Source organism: Mesorhizobium sp. CA6 (genome assembly GCF_020165035.1).
GTDB lineage: Bacteria > Pseudomonadota > Alphaproteobacteria > Rhizobiales > Rhizobiaceae > Mesorhizobium.
The window spans coordinates 1-17244 of sequence record NZ_JAIUHI010000027.1; the positions used below are offsets into that span (position 1 = coordinate 1).

At 64.0% G+C, this 17244-nt stretch carries 14 protein-coding genes; 4 read left to right on the forward strand and 10 right to left on the reverse strand.

The genetic code is table 11. The annotated features are described in order from the left end of the window. Nucleotides 1-85 precede the first annotated feature (85 nt). Complete coding sequence (locus LB526_RS27730) at nucleotides 86-808, reverse strand: helix-turn-helix domain-containing protein (RefSeq protein ID WP_095768763.1); 723 nt, start codon at nucleotides 806-808, stop codon at nucleotides 86-88. A 317-nt stretch (nucleotides 809-1125) separates the two neighbouring features. On the opposite strand from LB526_RS27730, the gene LB526_RS27735 reads away from it, so the two are divergent. Continuing rightward, complete coding sequence (locus LB526_RS27735) at nucleotides 1126-2484, forward strand: NAD(P)-binding domain-containing protein (RefSeq protein ID WP_224630443.1); 1359 nt, start codon at nucleotides 1126-1128, stop codon at nucleotides 2482-2484. 52 nt (nucleotides 2485-2536) lie between these two features. Here LB526_RS27735 and LB526_RS27740 read toward each other — a convergent pair whose 3' ends face one another. The 4 genes from LB526_RS27740 to LB526_RS27755 all read right to left on the reverse strand — a co-directional run bounded on the left by LB526_RS27740 (nucleotide 2537) and on the right by LB526_RS27755 (nucleotide 8426). Beyond that, nucleotides 2537-3640, reverse strand: coding sequence for a mandelate racemase/muconate lactonizing enzyme family protein (locus LB526_RS27740; protein WP_224630444.1), 1104 nt, complete (start codon nucleotides 3638-3640; stop codon nucleotides 2537-2539). Between the two features lie 194 nt (nucleotides 3641-3834). Beyond that, a complete protein-coding gene (locus LB526_RS27745; RefSeq protein ID WP_140844218.1) occupies nucleotides 3835-4983 on the reverse strand; it encodes an efflux RND transporter periplasmic adaptor subunit in 1149 nt (382 codons plus the stop codon). A gap of 15 nt (nucleotides 4984-4998) precedes the next feature. Then, a complete protein-coding gene (locus LB526_RS27750; RefSeq protein ID WP_140844217.1) occupies nucleotides 4999-8196 on the reverse strand; it encodes an efflux RND transporter permease subunit in 3198 nt (1065 codons plus the stop codon). After that, nucleotides 8190-8426 carry a hypothetical protein gene (locus tag LB526_RS27755; protein WP_095768759.1) on the reverse strand — a complete coding sequence of 79 codons (237 nt, stop codon included), beginning with the start codon at nucleotides 8424-8426 and terminating at the stop codon, nucleotides 8190-8192. The genes LB526_RS27750 and LB526_RS27755 overlap by 7 nt, the downstream gene beginning before the upstream one ends. Nucleotides 8427-8677: 251 nt before the next feature. On the opposite strand from LB526_RS27755, the gene LB526_RS27760 reads away from it, so the two are divergent. Beyond that, the gene (locus tag LB526_RS27760; protein ID WP_140544202.1) at nucleotides 8678-9259 is read left to right on the forward strand and encodes a TetR/AcrR family transcriptional regulator; all 582 of its coding nucleotides are present in this window, start codon (nucleotides 8678-8680) and stop codon (nucleotides 9257-9259) included. A gap of 54 nt (nucleotides 9260-9313) precedes the next feature. Beyond that, nucleotides 9314-10102 carry a class I SAM-dependent methyltransferase gene (locus tag LB526_RS27765; RefSeq protein ID WP_224546794.1) on the forward strand — a complete coding sequence of 263 codons (789 nt, stop codon included), beginning with the start codon at nucleotides 9314-9316 and terminating at the stop codon, nucleotides 10100-10102. 278 nt (nucleotides 10103-10380) lie between these two features. Here LB526_RS27765 and LB526_RS27770 read toward each other — a convergent pair whose 3' ends face one another. The 5 genes from LB526_RS27770 to LB526_RS27790 all read right to left on the reverse strand — a co-directional run bounded on the left by LB526_RS27770 (nucleotide 10381) and on the right by LB526_RS27790 (nucleotide 15742). After that, a complete protein-coding gene (locus LB526_RS27770; protein ID WP_224546813.1) occupies nucleotides 10381-11403 on the reverse strand; it encodes a LacI family DNA-binding transcriptional regulator in 1023 nt (340 codons plus the stop codon). An 87-nt stretch (nucleotides 11404-11490) separates the two neighbouring features. Continuing rightward, nucleotides 11491-12285 (reverse strand): ATP-binding cassette domain-containing protein, encoded by a 795-nt coding sequence (locus LB526_RS27775; protein WP_224630445.1) that lies wholly within the window; start codon nucleotides 12283-12285, stop codon nucleotides 11491-11493. A gap of 4 nt (nucleotides 12286-12289) precedes the next feature. Beyond that, nucleotides 12290-13276, reverse strand: coding sequence for an ABC transporter permease (locus LB526_RS27780; RefSeq protein ID WP_224630446.1), 987 nt, complete (start codon nucleotides 13274-13276; stop codon nucleotides 12290-12292). A 107-nt stretch (nucleotides 13277-13383) separates the two neighbouring features. Further along, nucleotides 13384-14316 (reverse strand): substrate-binding domain-containing protein, encoded by a 933-nt coding sequence (locus LB526_RS27785; RefSeq protein ID WP_224630480.1) that lies wholly within the window; start codon nucleotides 14314-14316, stop codon nucleotides 13384-13386. 268 nt (nucleotides 14317-14584) lie between these two features. Then, nucleotides 14585-15742 (reverse strand): fumarylacetoacetate hydrolase family protein, encoded by a 1158-nt coding sequence (locus LB526_RS27790; RefSeq protein ID WP_224630447.1) that lies wholly within the window; start codon nucleotides 15740-15742, stop codon nucleotides 14585-14587. 195 nt (nucleotides 15743-15937) lie between these two features. Here LB526_RS27790 and LB526_RS27795 point away from each other — a divergent pair, with 195 nt between their 5' ends. Continuing rightward, a complete protein-coding gene (locus LB526_RS27795) occupies nucleotides 15938-17221 on the forward strand; it encodes an NAD(P)/FAD-dependent oxidoreductase (protein ID WP_224630448.1) in 1284 nt (427 codons plus the stop codon). Nucleotides 17222-17244 lie beyond the last annotated feature (23 nt).

Below are 17244 nucleotides of genomic sequence, written 5' to 3' on the forward strand. Positions count from 1 at the left end.
GGGCCTTCGTAGGGCGCTCCCCTCTCCGTCTCGGCTTCGCCGAGCCACCTCTCCCCACTTTCGTGGGGCGAGGAACCAGAACGTCTCACCCCGCGCTGTTTTGCGGATAGCAGATAATCGACAGATACCGCATCGGCAGGCGCGTCAACTCTTCCGGGCCGTGCGGCGCGTCGGCGTCGAAGAACAGGCTGTCGCCCGGTTTCATTGGATAGAGATTGTTGCCGTGCCGGTAGACGACCTCGCCTTCGAGCATGTAGAGGAATTCCATGCCCGCATGCTGGAAGGTCGGGAACACGTCCGAATTCTCGGTCAGCGTGATAAGATAGGGCTCGACGACGACGCCGCTGGTGTTGGCGCCGATATGTCCGAGCAGGTTGTATTGATGGCCGGCGCGGGTGCCGCGGCGCTCGACATCGACGCCTTCGCCGGCCTTGACGAAGACGGCGCTGTGCTCTTCCTCGAAACGCCGGAAGAAGGCGGTCACCGGAACGCCCAGCGCCCGCGACAGCGCCTGCAATGTCGTCAGCGATGGCGAGGTGATGCCGTTTTCGATCTTCGACAGCATGCCGAGCGAAATGTCGGTGGCGGTGGCGAGATCGGCGACGGTGATGCCGAGCTTCTTGCGGAACGCGCGCACCTCATGGCCGATCGCCACTTCCAGCACTTTCTCGCGCGTGTCGCGGATGGCGTGCGGATTTTGCGTCAACGGCGCGCGTATCGTGCGCCCGGCCGCCGAAACGCGCTTTAGCGGTGCCTTGCCCTTCGCTGCCGCATCGGTGGACCTGGTGCCGGAATTCTTGTTCGCCATGTCGCCCCCGACTCTCGCGGATTTATTTCACTCAAGGTGAACATATTCGGTGGCGATACAAGAGCGCAACCGCGACAGCAAGCCGCTAGCGGTTGCAGGGCGCGCCTGCTTCAACGTGACGCCGCCGCCTTTGCGCGCAAAAACCGTTTCACGCAAACGCCGCCGCCGCAGATGTTTGTTGACAGCACCAAAGACCCAATTACTGTCACTGTCAGTGAAATTTGTTTCGTGGGAGCAATTCCAGGAAAAGTGTCGAACGGTTTTCCGCCCGGAATTGCGTTAAGAAAAAGTCGAAATCAAAAAGGAGGAGGCCCGCAATGAAATCTCGTGTCGCCGTCATCGGAGCCGGACCGTCAGGCCTGGCCCAGCTAAGGGCCTTCAAGTCGGCCGCCGACAAGGGCGCCGAGATCCCGGAAATCGTCTGCTTCGAGAAGCAGAGCGACTGGGGAGGCCTATGGAACTACACCTGGCGCACCGGCCTAGACGAGCATGGCGATCCGGTGCACGGCTCGATGTACCGCTATCTCTGGTCGAACGGCCCGAAGGAATGCCTCGAATTCGCCGACTACACCTTCGAGGAGCATTTCGGCCGGCCGATCGCCTCCTATCCCCCGCGCGCGGTGCTGTGGGACTACATCAAGGGCCGGGTCGAGAAATCCGGCGTGCGCAAATGGGTGCGGTTCAACACGCCGGTGCGCATGGTGACCTATTCCGACGAGACCGGGAAATTCACCGTCACCGCGCATGATCGCACCAACGACGTGACCTATTCGGAGGAATTCGACAACGTCGTCGTCGCGTCGGGCCATTTCTCGGTGCCCAACGTGCCTTTCTTCGAAGGCTTCCCCACCTTCAACGGCCGCATCCTGCACAGCCATGATTTCCGCGACGCGATGGAGTTCAAGGGCAAGGACATTTTGATCATCGGCCGCTCCTATTCGGCCGAGGACATCGGTTCGCAATGCTACAAATACGGCGCCAAATCGATCACCTCCAGCTACCGCTCCAAACCGATGGGCTTCAAATGGCCGGAGAACTGGAAGGAGGTGCCGCTGCTGCAGAAGGTCGTCGGCAAGACGGCGCATTTCAAGGACGGCACGACCAAGGACGTTGATGCCATCATCCTGTGCACCGGCTATCTGCATTCCTTCCCCTTCCTCACCGACGACCTCAAGCTCAAGACCGCCAACCGGATGTGGCCGCTCGACCTCTATGAAGGCGTCGTCTGGGAGAAGAACCCGAAGCTTTTCTACATCGGCATGCAGGACCAGTTCTACACCTTCAACATGTTCGACGCGCAGGCCTGGTACGCGCGCGACGTCATCATGGGCCGCATCAAGCTGCCCTCCGCCGAGGCGATGGCCGAGCACAGCGCCAAGTGGCGTGCCCGGGAAGAGACCCTCGAAGACGCCGAGCAGATGATCTGGTTCCAGGGCGACTACACCAAGGAGCTGATGGACCAGACCGACTATCCGGGCTTCGACGTCGAGGCGGTCAACCGCACCTTCATGGAGTGGGAGCACCACAAGATGGAAAACATCATGACCTTCCGCGACAACGCCTACCGCTCGCTGATGACCGGCACCATGTCGCCGCTCCATCATACGCCCTGGCTGCAGGCGCTGGACGATTCCATGGAAAGCTATCTCGAGGTGAAGGGCGTGGCGGCCGAGTAGCACGGCGCGCTGGCGCCAACGTTCTCATACTCGACCCGCCTGATCTTAATCTTCAGCCGATCTCGAAGAACGGCTTGCCGAGCAGGCCAGGGTCCACGTCGATGCCAAGGCCGGGTCCGTCGGGAACGCCCATATGGCTGCCGGTCACCGGCGGTGCGTTCCTGGCCGTACGCACTGTCACCCATTCGTGGAAGGCGATGGCGTGCAGCCGGCGCTCCTGCGGCGTCGACAGCGACAGATGCGCCATGGCCGCTGTGTCGATCTCGGCGCCGCCGGTGTCCTCGACCGTGATCATGAAGCCGAGATCGACCGCGACGTCGCGGATCAGGCGGGTCTGCGTTACGCCGCCCAGTCGCGAGATCTTCAGCGTCAGCCCGTCGGCGGCGCCGCGGCGGTGGATCTCCAGCATCTCGCCCAGCGAGGTGACGGATTCGTCGAGCACCATCGGCTTGTCGAGCATGCGGCGCACCGACATGTTCTCCTCGATCGTCGTGCATGGCTGCTCGAACGTGTAGTCGATGCCGCGCATGGCGTCGGCGAACTGGCGCGCCTGGTAAGGCGTCCAGCCGGCATTGGCGTCGCAGAAGATCACCGTGCCCTTCGGCACGGCGGCGGCCACTGCCGAGACCCGCTCGATGTCGTCGCGCACATTGCCGCCGACCTTGACCTGCAGGCGCCGGCAGCCTTCGGCGATGATCCTTTTGGCAAGCGCCGCCATCTGATCGAGCGTGCCGTGGGTGACGACCCGGTAGGTCTCGGCCATCTCGCTCTCGCGGCCGCCAAGCATGGTCACCAGCGGCACGCCGGCGGCGCGGGCGGCAAGATCCCAGCACGCCATGTCGAGCGCCGACTTGATGTAGGGGTGGCCCTTGAATGCCGTGTCCATCAGCCGGCCGATGCCGGCAAGGCCGCGTGGATCCTGGCCGATGAGATGCGGCGCGATCTCTGGCACGCCCGCGCGTGTGCCTGCGGGAAACGCGGCCGAGTAGAAATTGCCAAGCGGCGCCATCTCGCCCCAGCCGGTGTCGCCGCTGTCCGACGTGATGGCGACGATCACCGCGTCGAAGCAGTCGGCGATCCGCCCCTTGGACATGCGGTAGGGTCCGTCCACGAAGGGCTGCACGACATGATAGGCCTTGATGCTCTTAATCTTCACGTTTGTGTCCGTTGCAGGTCAGGTCATATTCCGGTGAACCGGCTGCAAGACAATCAGGTTGTCGACAATCCAACAAGGGACCGTCCGTAGAAGATTGTTCCTTTCCGCGTCGGAATTGCCTGACCCCAAATAGTAAACGGCGCCCTCGACGTGGGTATCGAGGGCGCCGTCGGACCGGAAACTGATGGGGGTTATCAGCTGGCCGGTTTCGGTTGCGGCAAGGGAGAAACCGGCATTCCGGGTCCGATCTTCTGCAAATTGCCCGTGATCACCTGGTCGGTCTCCGAGATGCCGGAGGTCACGGAAATCAGGTCGCCGTCGGTGGGCCCAAGCGACACCAGCTTCTGGTCGACGGTGTTGCCCTTGCCGATGACATAGAGGTATTTGCCGAGCTGGCTGGAACCCAGTGCCACCTGCGGCACCATCAGTGTGTTGGGCTGTTCCTTCACATGCAGCCGCACCCGCACATACTGTCCAGGCAGCAGCGTGAACTTGGCGTTGCCGATGGTGGCGCGCGCCGTGATCGTGCCGGTCGAATGGTCGATCGTGTTGTCGATGAAGGTCAGCTCGCCCTTCTGGCTGGGCTGGGTCTCGCCGGGCAACAGCACGTCGACGGCGATCGGACCGGCGGCCTTCGCCTGCTCGATCTGCACCAGATCGCTCTCGCTCGGATTGAAGGTCACGTAGATCGGATCGAGCTGCACCAGCGTGTTGAGCACCGTGCCGGCGACGCTGACCAGCGTGCCGACCGAAGCCTGGTTGCGGCCGATGCGTCCCGAGAACGGCGCCTTGATTTCGGCATAGCCGAGGTTGAGCTCGGCCGTCCGCACCGCCGCCTGGTCGACGGCAAGGGCGGCCTGGGCCGCGCGCAGATTGCTGGTGCGCTGGTCGAAGCTGTCCTTGTCGAGATAGCCGGCCTTGGCGAGGTCGGTGCCGCGGCCGAGATTGGATTTTGCATATTCGAGCGTCGCGCTATCGCGCTGCACCTGCGCCTTCGCCTGGTCGAGCGCGGCCTGATAGTCGTCGGGCGCGATACGGTAGAGCAGGTCGCCCTGCTTGACGTCGCTGCCGTCGGCAGCCGTCTGCTCCTGCAGATAGCCCGGCACGCGCGCCTGCAGCGTGATGCTGCGGATCGACTCCACCCGCGCGGCGTAGTCGAGATAGATCGGCAGCGTCTTCTTCACGACATTCACCACCGGCACCGGCATCACGAAGGCCGCCGGCGCTGGCGCGGCACCCGCTGCGCCGCCGCTCAAATTGCCCATGTCGAGAAAGTGCACGCTGGCCACCGAGATCGCGCCGAGCGCGACGGCCGTTCCCAAAGCGATTTTCCATCTACGCATAATTGATCTCCAATCTTATTCGGCCGCCTGGGCGAGCGGCTGAAGCGCCGGCTCGGCGGTCGGTTCAATTTCGTCTTGCTGAGGCGCATCGTCGTGCGCCTTGGCAGGTTCCCTTTCGCCACGTTCGCGCAACTGCTCGATCACGGCGTAGAAGACAGGCACGAAGACCAGCGACAGGATCGTCGCCGCCACCATGCCGCCGAAGACGGTGGTGCCGATCGACTGCCGGCTGGCTGCACCGGCGCCCGTCGCGAACATCAGCGGCAGCACGCCGAGGATGAAGGCGAAGGCGGTCATCAGGATCGGCCGCAGCCTCAGCCGTGCCGCCTCCATCGCCGCCTCGACGATGGTCAAGCCTTCCTCGCGCCGGCGTCTGGCGAACTCGACGATCAGGATCGCGTTCTTCGCCGCCAGGCCGATCAGCATGACGAAGCCGATTTGCGAGTAGACGTCGATCTGCATGCCGCGCAGCAACAGCACGACGAAGGCGCCGAACAAAGCGAGCGGCACGGCCAGCAGCACCATGAAAGGCATCGCCCAGCTTTCATACTGCGCCGCCAGGATCAGGAACACGAAGACGATCGCCAGCCCGAACACGACAGAGGCGATCGATCCGGCCTTGAGCTCCTGGAAAGTGATGCCGGTCCATTCGTAGCCGAAGTCGCGCGGCAGCACATTCGCCGCCGCCCGCTCCATGGCCGCCACCGCCTGTCCGGACGAGAAGCCGGGGGCAGCGCCGCCATTGATAAGGGCAGACGCGTTGTTGTTGTAATGCGGCACGGTCTCCGGCCCTACGATCGGCACCAGTCTGCCCAGCGTGCTCAGCGGCACCATGCCGCCCGACGCGTTGCGCACATAGAGCCGCGAGATGTCGGTGGCGTCGGCGCGCGCGTCCTTGTCGGCCTGGATGGTCACGCGGAAGGTGCGGCCAAACAGGTTGAAGTCGTTGACGTAGAGCGAGCCGAGATAGATCTGCAGCGTGTTGAAGACATCCGGCAGGTTGAGGCCGAGCAGCTTCGCCTTGCTGCGGTCGAGGTCGTAGTTGAACTGCGGCGTCGAGGTCGAGAAGGATGAGAACAGCTGCTGCGGGTTGAGCTCCGGCTGCTTGCGCGCCTCGGCGAGCAGCGCCTGCGTGACGTCGTTCAGCGCCGCACTGCCGCGCCCGGACAAATCCTCGACCTGGAACTCGAAGCCGCCGGTGGTGCCGATGCCCGGGATCGACGGCGGATCGAAGGAGAGCGCGAACGCATCCGGCATCTGCAGAAGCTTGCCGCGCACCTGCTCGACCAGTTTCGAGGCGCTCTGGTCAGGACCGCGTTCGTCCCATGGTTTCAGGATCGCGAACTCCACCGCCGAATTCGACTGCGCGGCGCTGGTCAGGAAGTTCAGGCCGCTGATCGAGCCGACGATGTCGACGCCAGGCGTCGATTGCAGGATGTCGCGCGCCTTCTGCGCCACCGCGTCGGTGCGTTCGAGCGAAGCGCCGTCGGGCAGCTGGATGACGACGAAGAAATAGCCCTGGTCTTCCACGGGAAGGAAGGTCGAAGGCAGTTTCTGCCAGACGAAATAGGTGGCGACGAGGCCGGCCGCGAACAGGCCAAGCATGATCCAGCGCAGCTTGATCAGAATGCGCACCCCATGCGCATAGGCATGTGACAGCCAGTCGAAGCCGGCGTTGAACCAGCGGAACAGCACGAACTGCGTCTCGCCGCGATGGCGCAGGAATGCAGCGCTCAGCGCCGGCGAGAGCGTCAGCGAGTTGAAGGCGGAGATGCCGACGGAGATCGCCACGGTCAGCGCGAACTGGTTGTAGAGCCGGCCCGAGACGCCCGGGATGAAGGCAACGGGAACGAACACCGCCATCAGCACCGCCGTGGTGGCGATGATCGGACCGGTCACCTCGGCCATCGCCGCGCGCGTAGCGGCCAGCGGCTTGAGTCCTGCCTCGAGCTGACGTTCGACATTCTCGACCACGACGATCGCGTCGTCGACGACGAGGCCGATCGCCAGCACCATGCCGAGCAGCGAGAGCATGTTGAGCGAAAAGCCCAGCATGTACATCACCGCCAGCGTCGCGATCAGCGAGACGGGAATGGCGATGGTCGGGATGATGGTGGTGCGCCAGCTCTGGAGGAAGATGAACACCACCGCGACCACCAGCACCAGCGCTTCGCCGAGCGTGATCAGCACGTCGTGCATCGAGGCCGACACGAAGCGCGTCGTGTCGTAATGCATGGCGTAGCTGACGCCCTTCGGGAAGCGCTTCGACAGCTCCTGCATCTTGTCCTTGACCCGCTGCTGCAGGTCGAGGGCATTGGAGCCCGGCATCTGGTAGACGGCCAAAACCACGGTCGGGTCCTTGCCGAAGAAGGCGGAGGAAGAATATTGCAGCGCGCCGAGCTCGATGCGGGCGACGTCGCGCAGCCGCACAAGCGAGCCGTTCTGCGAATTGGCGCGCACGACGATGTCGCCGAATTCCTTCGGGTCGCTAAGGCGGCCCACCGCATTGACCTGCATCTCGAAGGCGGTCCCGGCCGGCGCCGGCGACTGGCCGATCTTGCCGGCCGCCACCTGCACGTTCTGTTCGGCGATGGCGTTCTGCACGTCGACAGCGGTGATGCCGAGATTGGCAAGCTTGTCCGGATCGAGCCAGACGCGCATCGAATAGCGGCGCTCGCCGAAGATCTGCACGTCGCCGACGCCCGGCAGGCGCTTCAGCGGGTCGACCACCTGTAGATAGGCGAGGTTGCTCAGCGCCACCGGATCGACCGAGCCGTCGGGCGAGGTGAGGTCGACGATCAGCACGAAATTGGGGTTCTGCTTTTTGATCGTCACGCCGCCCTGGTTGACGATGGCCGGCAGGGAGGATGCCGCTTGGCTGACGCGGTTCTGCACGTCGACCGCCGCCGTGCTCAGCGGATAGCCGACGTCGAAGGTGATGGTGATGGTGGACGAGCCGTCATTCGAGCTCGTCGACGACATGTAGGTCATGCCTTGCACGCCGTTGATCTGCTGCTCGAGCGGGGTGGTGACCGTATCGGCCACGACCTGGGCGCTGGCGCCCGGATAGTGCGCGCTGACCACGACCTGCGGGGGCGTGATGTCGGGAAACTGCGAGACGGGCAAGAGGAAATAGGCGATCGCACCGGCGAGCACCATGATGATGGCGATCGCCGACGCGAAGATCGGGCGGTGGATGAAGAAGTTCACCATGATGCGGACGCCTCGCCGAACGGATTTGCGAAATGGCGCAGGCGCCGGGCCCGGCCCGAGCCGGAATCCTGCAGGAAGGATGGCGGGATGTTGCCCGGCGCCTGGTCAGCCGCGCGCTGGCGCAGCATCCGTTCGAAGGCTTTGGGGTCGATCCCGTCCGCCTTCATCACCAGCCGGATCATCGGATCCCGGATGGCTTCGTCGATCGTCAGGTCTTTGCGCTTTTGCATAGGAGTGGCTCCTTGCTCGGTCCGCATCGCTTGATCACGAACCGCTTTTTCTCGTTCTTCACCGGCCAAAGCCGCATGACAGGCAGGTTTTGCGTCCTATCTCACTCTGGCAGGGCTATCGGAGGGCCTTGTCGTTTGACGGCGAGTGATATAGGTGTTACCAGTAAGTAACATGCTGGAAGTTACAGACCGGTAACACCCTAGTCAAGAGGTGGCGACGGTTTTTTTGGAAACGACGAAAGGAGAGCATGATGACTGACGGCGTTGCGGAGCGTTCCCGTCCCCGGGACCGAATCCTGGAGACGGCGCAGGACATGTTCCACAAGCACGGCATCAAGGGTGTGGGCGTCGACGCCATCACCGAGGCTGCCGGCACCAACAAGATGACGCTTTATCGTCACTTCGAGTCCAAGGACGAATTGATCGTCGAATGCCTGCGCGCAACGGCGGCGAAGGCTTCGAGGATCTGGGACGAATTCGAGGCCAAGCATCCCGGCGACAAGCTCGCCCAGTTGCATGCTTGGGTCCAAAAGGCGTCGGAACTGCTGAGCGCCGACAGCCGCGGCTGCGATATGGCCAATGCCGCCGTCGAGCTCACCGAGACCGATCACCCGGCAAGGCGCGTCATCAAGGAACTGAAGGAGGCCCAGCGCGAAAAGCTGGTCGCGCTTTGCCGCGATGCCGGCATCGGCCAGGCCGAGCTTCTCGCCGACACGCTGTCGCTGCTGCTCGAAGGCGCGCGCGTCTCGATGCAGAGCGTCGGCGCCGAAGGTCCGAGCGCGCAATTTGTGCGCATGGCCGAAAGCCTGATCGCTTCGTTCCGGGCGCGCTGATCTCTTCGCCTCGTCCTGATTCTGTTATGCTGTTCCGGAAACGGGCGCTAGACGATGGGTCAGGCAAGTTTTCCGGAGATGTATGAGCGCTGGCTCGTGGGTCCTCTCTTCCGCCCCTGGGCCGAAGTGACCTTCGAAGAACTGAAGCTGTCTCCAGGCCATCGTGTGTTGGACATCGCCTGCGGCACGGGAATAGTTGCCCGGGTTGCCAGGGAACGGCTCGGTGCCGCCGGATATGTCCTCGGCATCGACATCAACGCAGATATGCTTGCTGTCGCGCGCACCGTGGCGCCAGACATCGATTGGCGCGTAGGCAATGCCGGTGCACTGCCCCTCCATGACGGAGAGCAGTTCGATTTGATCGTCTGTCAACAAGGGCTGCAGTTCTTTCCCGATAAGTCCGCTGCGGCGGCGGAGATGCGGCGAGCACTGGCGCAGGGCGGCCGGCTGGCCGTTGCCACGTGGCGCCCCGATGAGGAAATCCCCTTCTTTCGGGATCTCCGCCGCGTCGCCGAGCGCCTCCTCGGTCCAGTGGTGGACCTGCGCCACAGCTTTGGGAATGCGGCGCAGATCGAGGTGCTGCTCCGGGACGCCGGCTTCCACGACGTCCGATCAAGGACAATATCGCGCAGGATACGCTTTGAGGACGGGGCGCCTCTCCTGCGGTTGAACACGATGGCCCTGGTCGGCATGAGCGCCGCCGGCAAGGCAATGGCCGATCAGGAACGCAAGCACGTCGTGGAGGACATCATGAGCGGGAGCGCGCCCGTGCTGCAGTCTTATGCGGATGGATCGGGGGTCGCTTTCGACCTCAGCTCCAATCTGGTGACGGCGAAAGGCTAGGCGCGTATCGGGTCAGCATTAGGTAGCTTCGCCTCCGCCTTTGGCACGCAAAGAAAAAGCCCGCTGCCGGGAGGAGGTGGCAGCGGGCTCGATTTCGAATACGGCACGGGAGGAGGTGTACCGCACTCAGCGTCGGCATCACATCTGGGAGGAGGAGACGGCCGACACCCAGATAAATACGGGGTGCCTAACGATTCGGCAATTGCGAAACCTGCATAGCTGCTGTGCAGAATTGCGGGATCAATCGTCAGACAAATAAGCGAGGGGCGCGCTCCGCACTACTGCGCCGGGACGTTTTCCTTGAAGATCAGCCGCGGCTCGATGAATTTCTTCGTCAGGTATGGCGCCGACGAGGCAATGGAGCCGAGCAGACGGATCACCGACTGCTCCGCGATCAGCCGCGCATTCTGGTCGATGACGACGTCGGCAAGATCGTCGACGAGATAGCGGCGCGTTTCCCTGGTCAGGTCGTGGCAGATGAAGACCGGCTTCAAACGCGGCTTGATCTCGAGCAACGCCTTGGCCACGCCGGAGCGTCCGGCGCCGACGCAATAGATGCCGAGCAGATCCGTTTCGTCGTGCAGCGCCTTGACGGTCGCGCGGTAGCTGGCGTCCGGCTCGTCGTTGCTTTCGGCCGCGCTTGAGACCGTGAGGTCGGGAAATTCTTCGGCGAGCACCGAACGAAAGCCCATCTCGCGCTCCTCGTGGCCGCGATAGGAGCGCGAGCCGACCACCATCGCCAGATGTCCCTTACGGCCACCGAGGAAGCGGCCCATCAGCAGCGCCGCCGTGCGGCCCGCCACCCGGTTGTCGATGCCGACATAGGCCGAGCGGGGCGCGGCCGGCACATCCGAGATTAGCGTGACCAGCCTGATCCCGGCATCAACCAGCTCGCGCAGGATGTTGCGCGTGCGCGGATGGTCGACGGCGATCACGCCGACGCCGTTGGCCTTGAGCGACAGGTTCTCCACGGCACTCTGCAGTGCGCCCGGCGAAATGCCGGCAAGATTGTGAATGCGGCAGGACGCGACCAAGGGCAGGCGCTGGGCATAATCCTCGATGTGATAAGCGAGATCGGCCATGAAGGCGTTGGACCCGATCGGCAGGAAGAATTCGAGATGCGCCGGCTTCGACGGCAGCACGACCTGGTCGAGCGTCGGCAGATAACCGAGCTGCTTGGCCGCCTCCAGCACGCGCTGCCGGTTGGCAGCGCTTGCACCCGGGCGATTGTTGAGCACCCGGTCGACGGTCGCGGTCGACAGGCCGCAGCTCCGGGCGATATCGGCTACGGTGGCTTTCATGGGTCCAGTCATAGGCGCTGATGCAATTCTGTGCCAGCGGCGGGCGTGAAGCGGCTGCCGGCCGCCGATCGGCCTGCCGGTCAGCTCTCAGCCATGCTGCTGCGGGCCGTCGGAAATCGCGTCGCGGATTTCCTTGTCCGACATGCCGGTGATGACGCGCTCGACCTCGGCGACCGTTGTCGTTTTCGGATCGATGTCGTCAGCCACCACCTTGCCCCGGCGCATCACCACGATGCGGTCGACCACCTGGAAGACGTGGTGGATGTTGTGCGCGATGAAGATGCAGGAATGGCCGGAATCGCGGGCGCTGCGCACAAAGCTCAAGACCCCTTGCGTCTCGGCGACGCCGAGATTGTTGGTCGGCTCGTCGAGGATGATGAGATCGCTGTCGAAATGCATGGCGCGCGCGATCGCCACCGCTTGGCGCTCGCCGCCCGACAGCGAGCCGATCGGTGTTGTCGGCGGGATGTTCTTGGTGATGCCGACCTGCCTGAGCAGGTCGCGCGCCACCGCGTTCATTGCGTCCTGGTCCATGCGGTTCAGGAAGCGCGGCGCCTTGATCGGCTCGCGCCCGAGGAACAGGTTGCGCGCGATCGACAGCTGCGTGACCAGCGCCGAGTCCTGGTAGATCGTCTCGATGCCGTGGGCGATGGCGTCGCTGGTGCTGCGCAGCGTGACCTTCTTGCCGCGGATGAAGATGTCGCCGCTGGTCAGCGGCACGGCGCCCGACAGCACCTTGATCAGCGTCGACTTGCCGGCGCCGTTGTCGCCGAGCAGGCCGACGATCTCCTTTTCATTGACGTGGAAATTGGCGTCCACCAGCGCCTGCACGCGCCCGTAGGACTTGCGGATGTTTGTCATGCGGATCAGAGGCTCGGCCATCGTCTTAAGTCCCCGCATGGTGCCGGCGTTCGAGCCATGAATGCAGCGCCATCATGCCGAGAATGATCGCGCCGATGAAGATATTGTAAGCGAGCCCCGGCACGCCGATCAGCACGATGCCGTTGCGCATCACGCGCAGGATCAGGATGCCGAGCACGGTGCCGATGATGGTGCCGCGCCCGCCGGTCAGCGCCGTGCCGCCGATCACCACCATGGCGATGACCTCGAGCTCGTAGCCGGTGCCGCTGTTGGGATTGGCCGCGGAAGTGCGTAGCGACGAGATCACGCCGGCCAGCGAGGCCATCACCGCCGACAGGATGAACAGGCCGACCTTGACGCGGCTGACGTTGACGCCGCGCGCCCGGGCCGCGTTTGGATTGCCGCCGGCGGCCTGGATCCAGTTGCCGGTGCGGCTCTGCGTCAGCACATAGCCGAGCACGATCGCGGCGCCGATGAACCAGAACAGCGAGGCGTAGATGCGGAAAGGTCCGACATAGAAATCGCCGACCAGGATGTTCGCCAGCCAGCTGCCTTCCGCGCTCCAGGTCCTCTGCGGAAAGCCGTCGGTGATGAACAATGCCGAGCCGCGCACGACAAGCAGCATGCCGAGCGTCACCAGGAAGGACGGGATCTTGAGCTGCGTGACGAACCAGCCATTCACCAGTCCGATCAGGGCAGCAACGATCAGCGCGATCAGCAGGCCCATTTCCAGCGAGGTGACGCCGCTGTTGTAGAGCGTCCACATCAGCACCGGCGAGAAGCCGAACAGCGAGCCGACCGAAAGATCGAACTCGCCTGATGTCATCAGCAAGGTCATTGCCAGCGCGATCAGGCCGAGCTCGACGGTGAAGGCCAGGATGTTCGAGATATTCTGCGGCGACAGGAAGTCGGGATTGATGCCCCAGAAGACGACGAGCTCGACGATAAGCAGCACCAGCGGACCGAATTCCGCTCGCGCGATGAAACTTTGAATGAAGGAACGGTTTTCCATTGAGCCCGCGGCGCGAATGATTGGCTGAAGCCCGCTCCGATCAGGCAGGGCTCGACGGTACAGGAAAGCGGCCGCGGCCCGAAAGCCGCGACCGTTGATGTCAGGGATCATTTGCCGGACAGGATCTTGTCGTAGACGCCGGCGGTGTCCTTCTCATAGAGCGCGCCGGTGATGACGTTGAAGCCCGGAGGAATGCCGCTGGCGGCCATGTTGGCCAGCGAAAGCGCCACATAGCTGGTCGCTTGCGGATCCTGCCACTGCCCGGCATTGACGTAGCCGTTCAGCACTTCCTGCGTGGTGTCGAGCGAGTTGCCCCAGCCGACGACCGGGATTTCGCCGGGCTTGACGCCGGCCTGGTCGAAGACGCGCTTGATCGAGCCGGTGACGAGGTCGCCGAGGCCGATGATCGCCTTCACCTTGCCTTTGTGGGCGGTGAGATAGTCGACCATGCGGTTGATCACTTCGGCCTGGTCGAGCGTCGCTTCGGTCACCTCATAGGTGATGCCGGCGGGTCCGAACACGCTCTTGATGCCTTCCTCTTCCTGTACGCCATAGGTGGCTCCGGGGACCTCGACCGGCATCCAGACGAAGTCGCCCTTCTTTACCAGGCCCTTGTCGACCAGGTATTGCGCCCAGTGCTTGCCGAAGGTGACATTGTCGCCGCCGACATAGGCGTTGAAGTTGGCCTTCGGATCGGGCGTGTTGAAGTTGATGATCGGGATGTTGGCCGCGCGCGCTTCCTTGACGATCTCGACAAGGCTGCCCGGATCGGGGCTGGTGGTGACGATGCCATCTGCCTTGGCCGAGATGGCGGCTCGGACGGCCTCCTGCTGTGACGCCACATCGCCATTGTGGAACGAGGTGTTCACCTGGTTGCCGGTGTCGCTCGCCCATTGCTTGGCGCCGGCCAGGAAGTAGGTCCAGACCGGATCGGCCGGGCCGCCATGCGAAATCCAGTAGAACGTCTTGGCCTCGGCCATCGCCGGAATGGCGATAGCCGCGATCAAGCCAAGCACGAGCAGTCTTAGCCGCGAAAGCATTCGATTTCCTCCCATGTTGAACTCTCCTCCTGGATCGGCGCGACGCGACCTTGGCCGCATCTCCTGCCCGCGCCGACCGGAACGTCTAGAGCATTCTCTTTTTCAGGCAGTGGCAAGCCTCCATCGCCAATGGATGTTGGCACAGGCGCGCGCGCCATCAGCAATCCCATCAGATTGCATCAGCTGCGGTGATATTCATTGGGCAAGCGGCGCCATCGACCATCCGCTGCACGGATTGGCCTCCAAGCAACCGCCCTTCGGTGCGGCGTTAGATCAGCCCCGCCTTGGCCAGGTCGCGCATCAGATGGCTGGCGCCGTAGGTCCAGTGCGGGCAGTCCGGCGACAGCCGTACGCGGTTGACCAGCGCGCCGAGCTTTTCCGAAGAGATGGTGACGATGTCGCCGACCTTGTGGGTAAAACCCTTGCCCTTCTCGCCGCGATCCTTCGAGGGTACGAACATGGTGCCGAGATAGAGCGCGAGTCCGTCCGGATATTGGTGGTGCGGTCCCATCGCCGCCTTGACCAGCTCTTCCGGCGAACGGCTGATCTCGGCCATCGAGCTCGCGCCCTCCAGCGAGAAGCCGTCCTCGCCATCGACGTTGAGCCGCACCGTGGCGCGCTTCACGTCCGCGATCGAAAACGTCTCGTCGAACAGCCGGATGAATGGCCCGAGCGAAGCGGAAGCGTTGTTGTCTTTGGCCTTGCCGAGGAGCAGCGCCGAGCGCCCTTCGACGTCGCGCAGATTGACGTCGTTGCCGAGCGTGGCGCCGACGATGCGGCCCGAGCTGTCGGCGATCATGGCGATCTCGGGCTCCGGATTGTTCCAGGTGGAGACGGGATGCAGCCCGACATCGGCGCCGAAGCCGACGGAAGCCATCGGCTGGCATTTGGTGAAGATCTCGGCGTCGGGGCCGATGCCCACTTCGAGATATTGCGACCAGGCGCCGCGCGCGATCAGCTTGGCCTTGATCTCCATCGCTTCCGGCGAGCCGGGCTTGAGCTTCGACAGATCGTGGCCGATCAGCCCGGTAATGTCGGCTCGGATGGCGTCGGCCTTTTCGGCCGAACCGCGCGCTTGCTCCTCGATGACGCGCTCGAGCAGGCTGACGACGAAGGTGACACCGGAGGCCTTCACCGCCTGCAGGTCGACGGGCGACAGCAGGATCGGCTTCCCGGCGTCACGTTTGGCCTCGAAGCTGTTCGCCGCGATCTCTTCCAGCGCGCCGATCGCCTTGCCCTTGGCCGAGCGCAGATAGTCAGCCGGATCCTTCAACTCGCAAAGATCGCGCACCGTAGGCGCCGCGCTCGAGGTAATGTCGATCACCTCGCCGTCCCGCACCGTCACCACCAGCGGATGGGAAGCGGCGCTGGTCTTGGCGCGGCCGATGAAAATTCCATCGGCGGGCAGGCGGGTCGGATCGGTCATGGCATCATCCTCTCAATTTTTCGCGCGCGGCACTTTTCCCCGATTTCGCGGAAACGTCTATCCCGCCAGCCGCAACATTTGCGGATGCATGTGCTGTCACACAGCCACGGCCGAACTGGCCCATCGAAGCGCCCTTTCAAATCCATGAAATCGGCAATAGGATTTTCACGAAGCTCCAGCGCGTAGGTGATCCTCTTGGCCGAAGCCTTTTCCGATCCGATCTGGCGAAAGCCCCAGGCGGCCACGGCGTTTCAGTCTGAGCTTTCGGCCGACGGCACGCTGGACGCGGTCGTCGTCGGCGGCGGCATTATGGGGCTGTCGACCGCGCTGCATGCGGCGCGCGCGGGCCTTTCCGTCCACGTGCTGGATGCTGGCGCGATCGGGCAGGGCGCTTCGGGCCTCAATGGCGGCCAGGTCATCCCCGGCCTCAAATACGATCCGGAATGGCTGATCGAACACTTCGGCAAGGAACGCGGCGAAGCCCTGGTCGCGTTCGCCGCCTCGACGGCCGATGCGGTGTTCGACGTGATCCGCGACGAGAAGCTGGCGGTGCCGTTCACGCGCAATGGCTGGATCCAGGCCGCGCACACCACGACCGCGCTGAAGGCAGCGGCGAACCGGGATCGCCAATGGTGCTCGCGGGGTGCCGACGTCGAGCTGCTCGACAAAGCGGGAATCGCGGCGATGACCGGCGCCAAAGGCTATCTCGGCGGCTGGCTGGACCGCCGCGCCGGCGTCATCGATCCGCTGTCCTACACGCTCGAGCTCGCCCGCGTCGCCTCGGCCGCCGGCGCCCGCATCGCCGAGCAGCAGCGGGTGGTGAAGCTTGCCAAGGATATCGGTGTCTGGCGGGTTTCGACACAAGGCGGCGCCGAATTGCGGGCCAAGTCGGTCGTGCTCGCCACCAACGCCTATACGGACGGGCTGTTGCCTGGTCTTGCCCAGACGATCGTGCCGCTGCATTCCTTCCAGATCGCCACCGCGCCGCTGCCGGCCGAGCTTGCTGCAAGCATCCTGCCGGGTGGTCAGGCCGTTTCCGATTCCCGTCGCATCCTGGTCTACTACCGCCGGACTCCCGATGGCCGGATGGTGCTGGGCGGGCGCGGCCGCATGGCGCTGCCTTCGAGCCGCGCCGACTGGGCGCATTGCGAACGCGCGCTCACCCGCCTCTATCCGGCGCTTGCCGGCATCGCCATCGAAAAGCGTTGGTTCGGCCGCGTGGCGCTGACGCCGGACCACCTGCCGCATCTGCATGAGCCGGAAAAGGGCCTGCTGGCCGTTATCGGCTGCCAGGGCAGGGGCGTCGGCCTGATGAGCGCGCTTGGCAAGCGCATGGCGAGCTATCTTGCGAGCGGCGACGCCAGAGAACTGCCGTTCCCTTTGTCACCTATCAAGCCGATCCCATTCCACGCTTTCCGCCAGGTCGGCGTCGCCGCGGCAATCACCTGGTACCGCATGCTCGATGCGTTCGAACGCTGACGCCGAATGCGTGCAGCGCACAA

Coding starts and splice junctions, on each gene's coding strand:
- LB526_RS27780 (WP_224630446.1), bottom strand. CDS start 13,276: ATGGAAAACCGTTCCTTCATTCAAAGTTTCATCGCGCGAGCGGAATTC.
- LB526_RS27755 (WP_095768759.1), bottom strand. CDS start 8,426: ATGCAAAAGCGCAAAGACCTGACGATCGACGAAGCCATCCGGGATCCG.
- LB526_RS27775 (WP_224630445.1), bottom strand. CDS start 12,285: ATGGCCGAGCCTCTGATCCGCATGACAAACATCCGCAAGTCCTACGGG.
- LB526_RS27730 (WP_095768763.1), bottom strand. CDS start 808: ATGGCGAACAAGAATTCCGGCACCAGGTCCACCGATGCGGCAGCGAAG.
- LB526_RS27770 (WP_224546813.1), bottom strand. CDS start 11,403: ATGAAAGCCACCGTAGCCGATATCGCCCGGAGCTGCGGCCTGTCGACC.
- LB526_RS27790 (WP_224630447.1), bottom strand. CDS start 15,742: ATGACCGATCCGACCCGCCTGCCCGCCGATGGAATTTTCATCGGCCGC.
- LB526_RS27760 (WP_140544202.1), top strand. CDS start 8,678: ATGACTGACGGCGTTGCGGAGCGTTCCCGTCCCCGGGACCGAATCCTG.
- LB526_RS27765 (WP_224546794.1), top strand. CDS start 9,314: ATGGGTCAGGCAAGTTTTCCGGAGATGTATGAGCGCTGGCTCGTGGGT.
- LB526_RS27750 (WP_140844217.1), bottom strand. CDS start 8,196: ATGGTGAACTTCTTCATCCACCGCCCGATCTTCGCGTCGGCGATCGCC.
- LB526_RS27745 (WP_140844218.1), bottom strand. CDS start 4,983: ATGCGTAGATGGAAAATCGCTTTGGGAACGGCCGTCGCGCTCGGCGCG.
- LB526_RS27735 (WP_224630443.1), top strand. CDS start 1,126: ATGAAATCTCGTGTCGCCGTCATCGGAGCCGGACCGTCAGGCCTGGCC.
- LB526_RS27785 (WP_224630480.1), bottom strand. CDS start 14,316: ATGCTTTCGCGGCTAAGACTGCTCGTGCTTGGCTTGATCGCGGCTATC.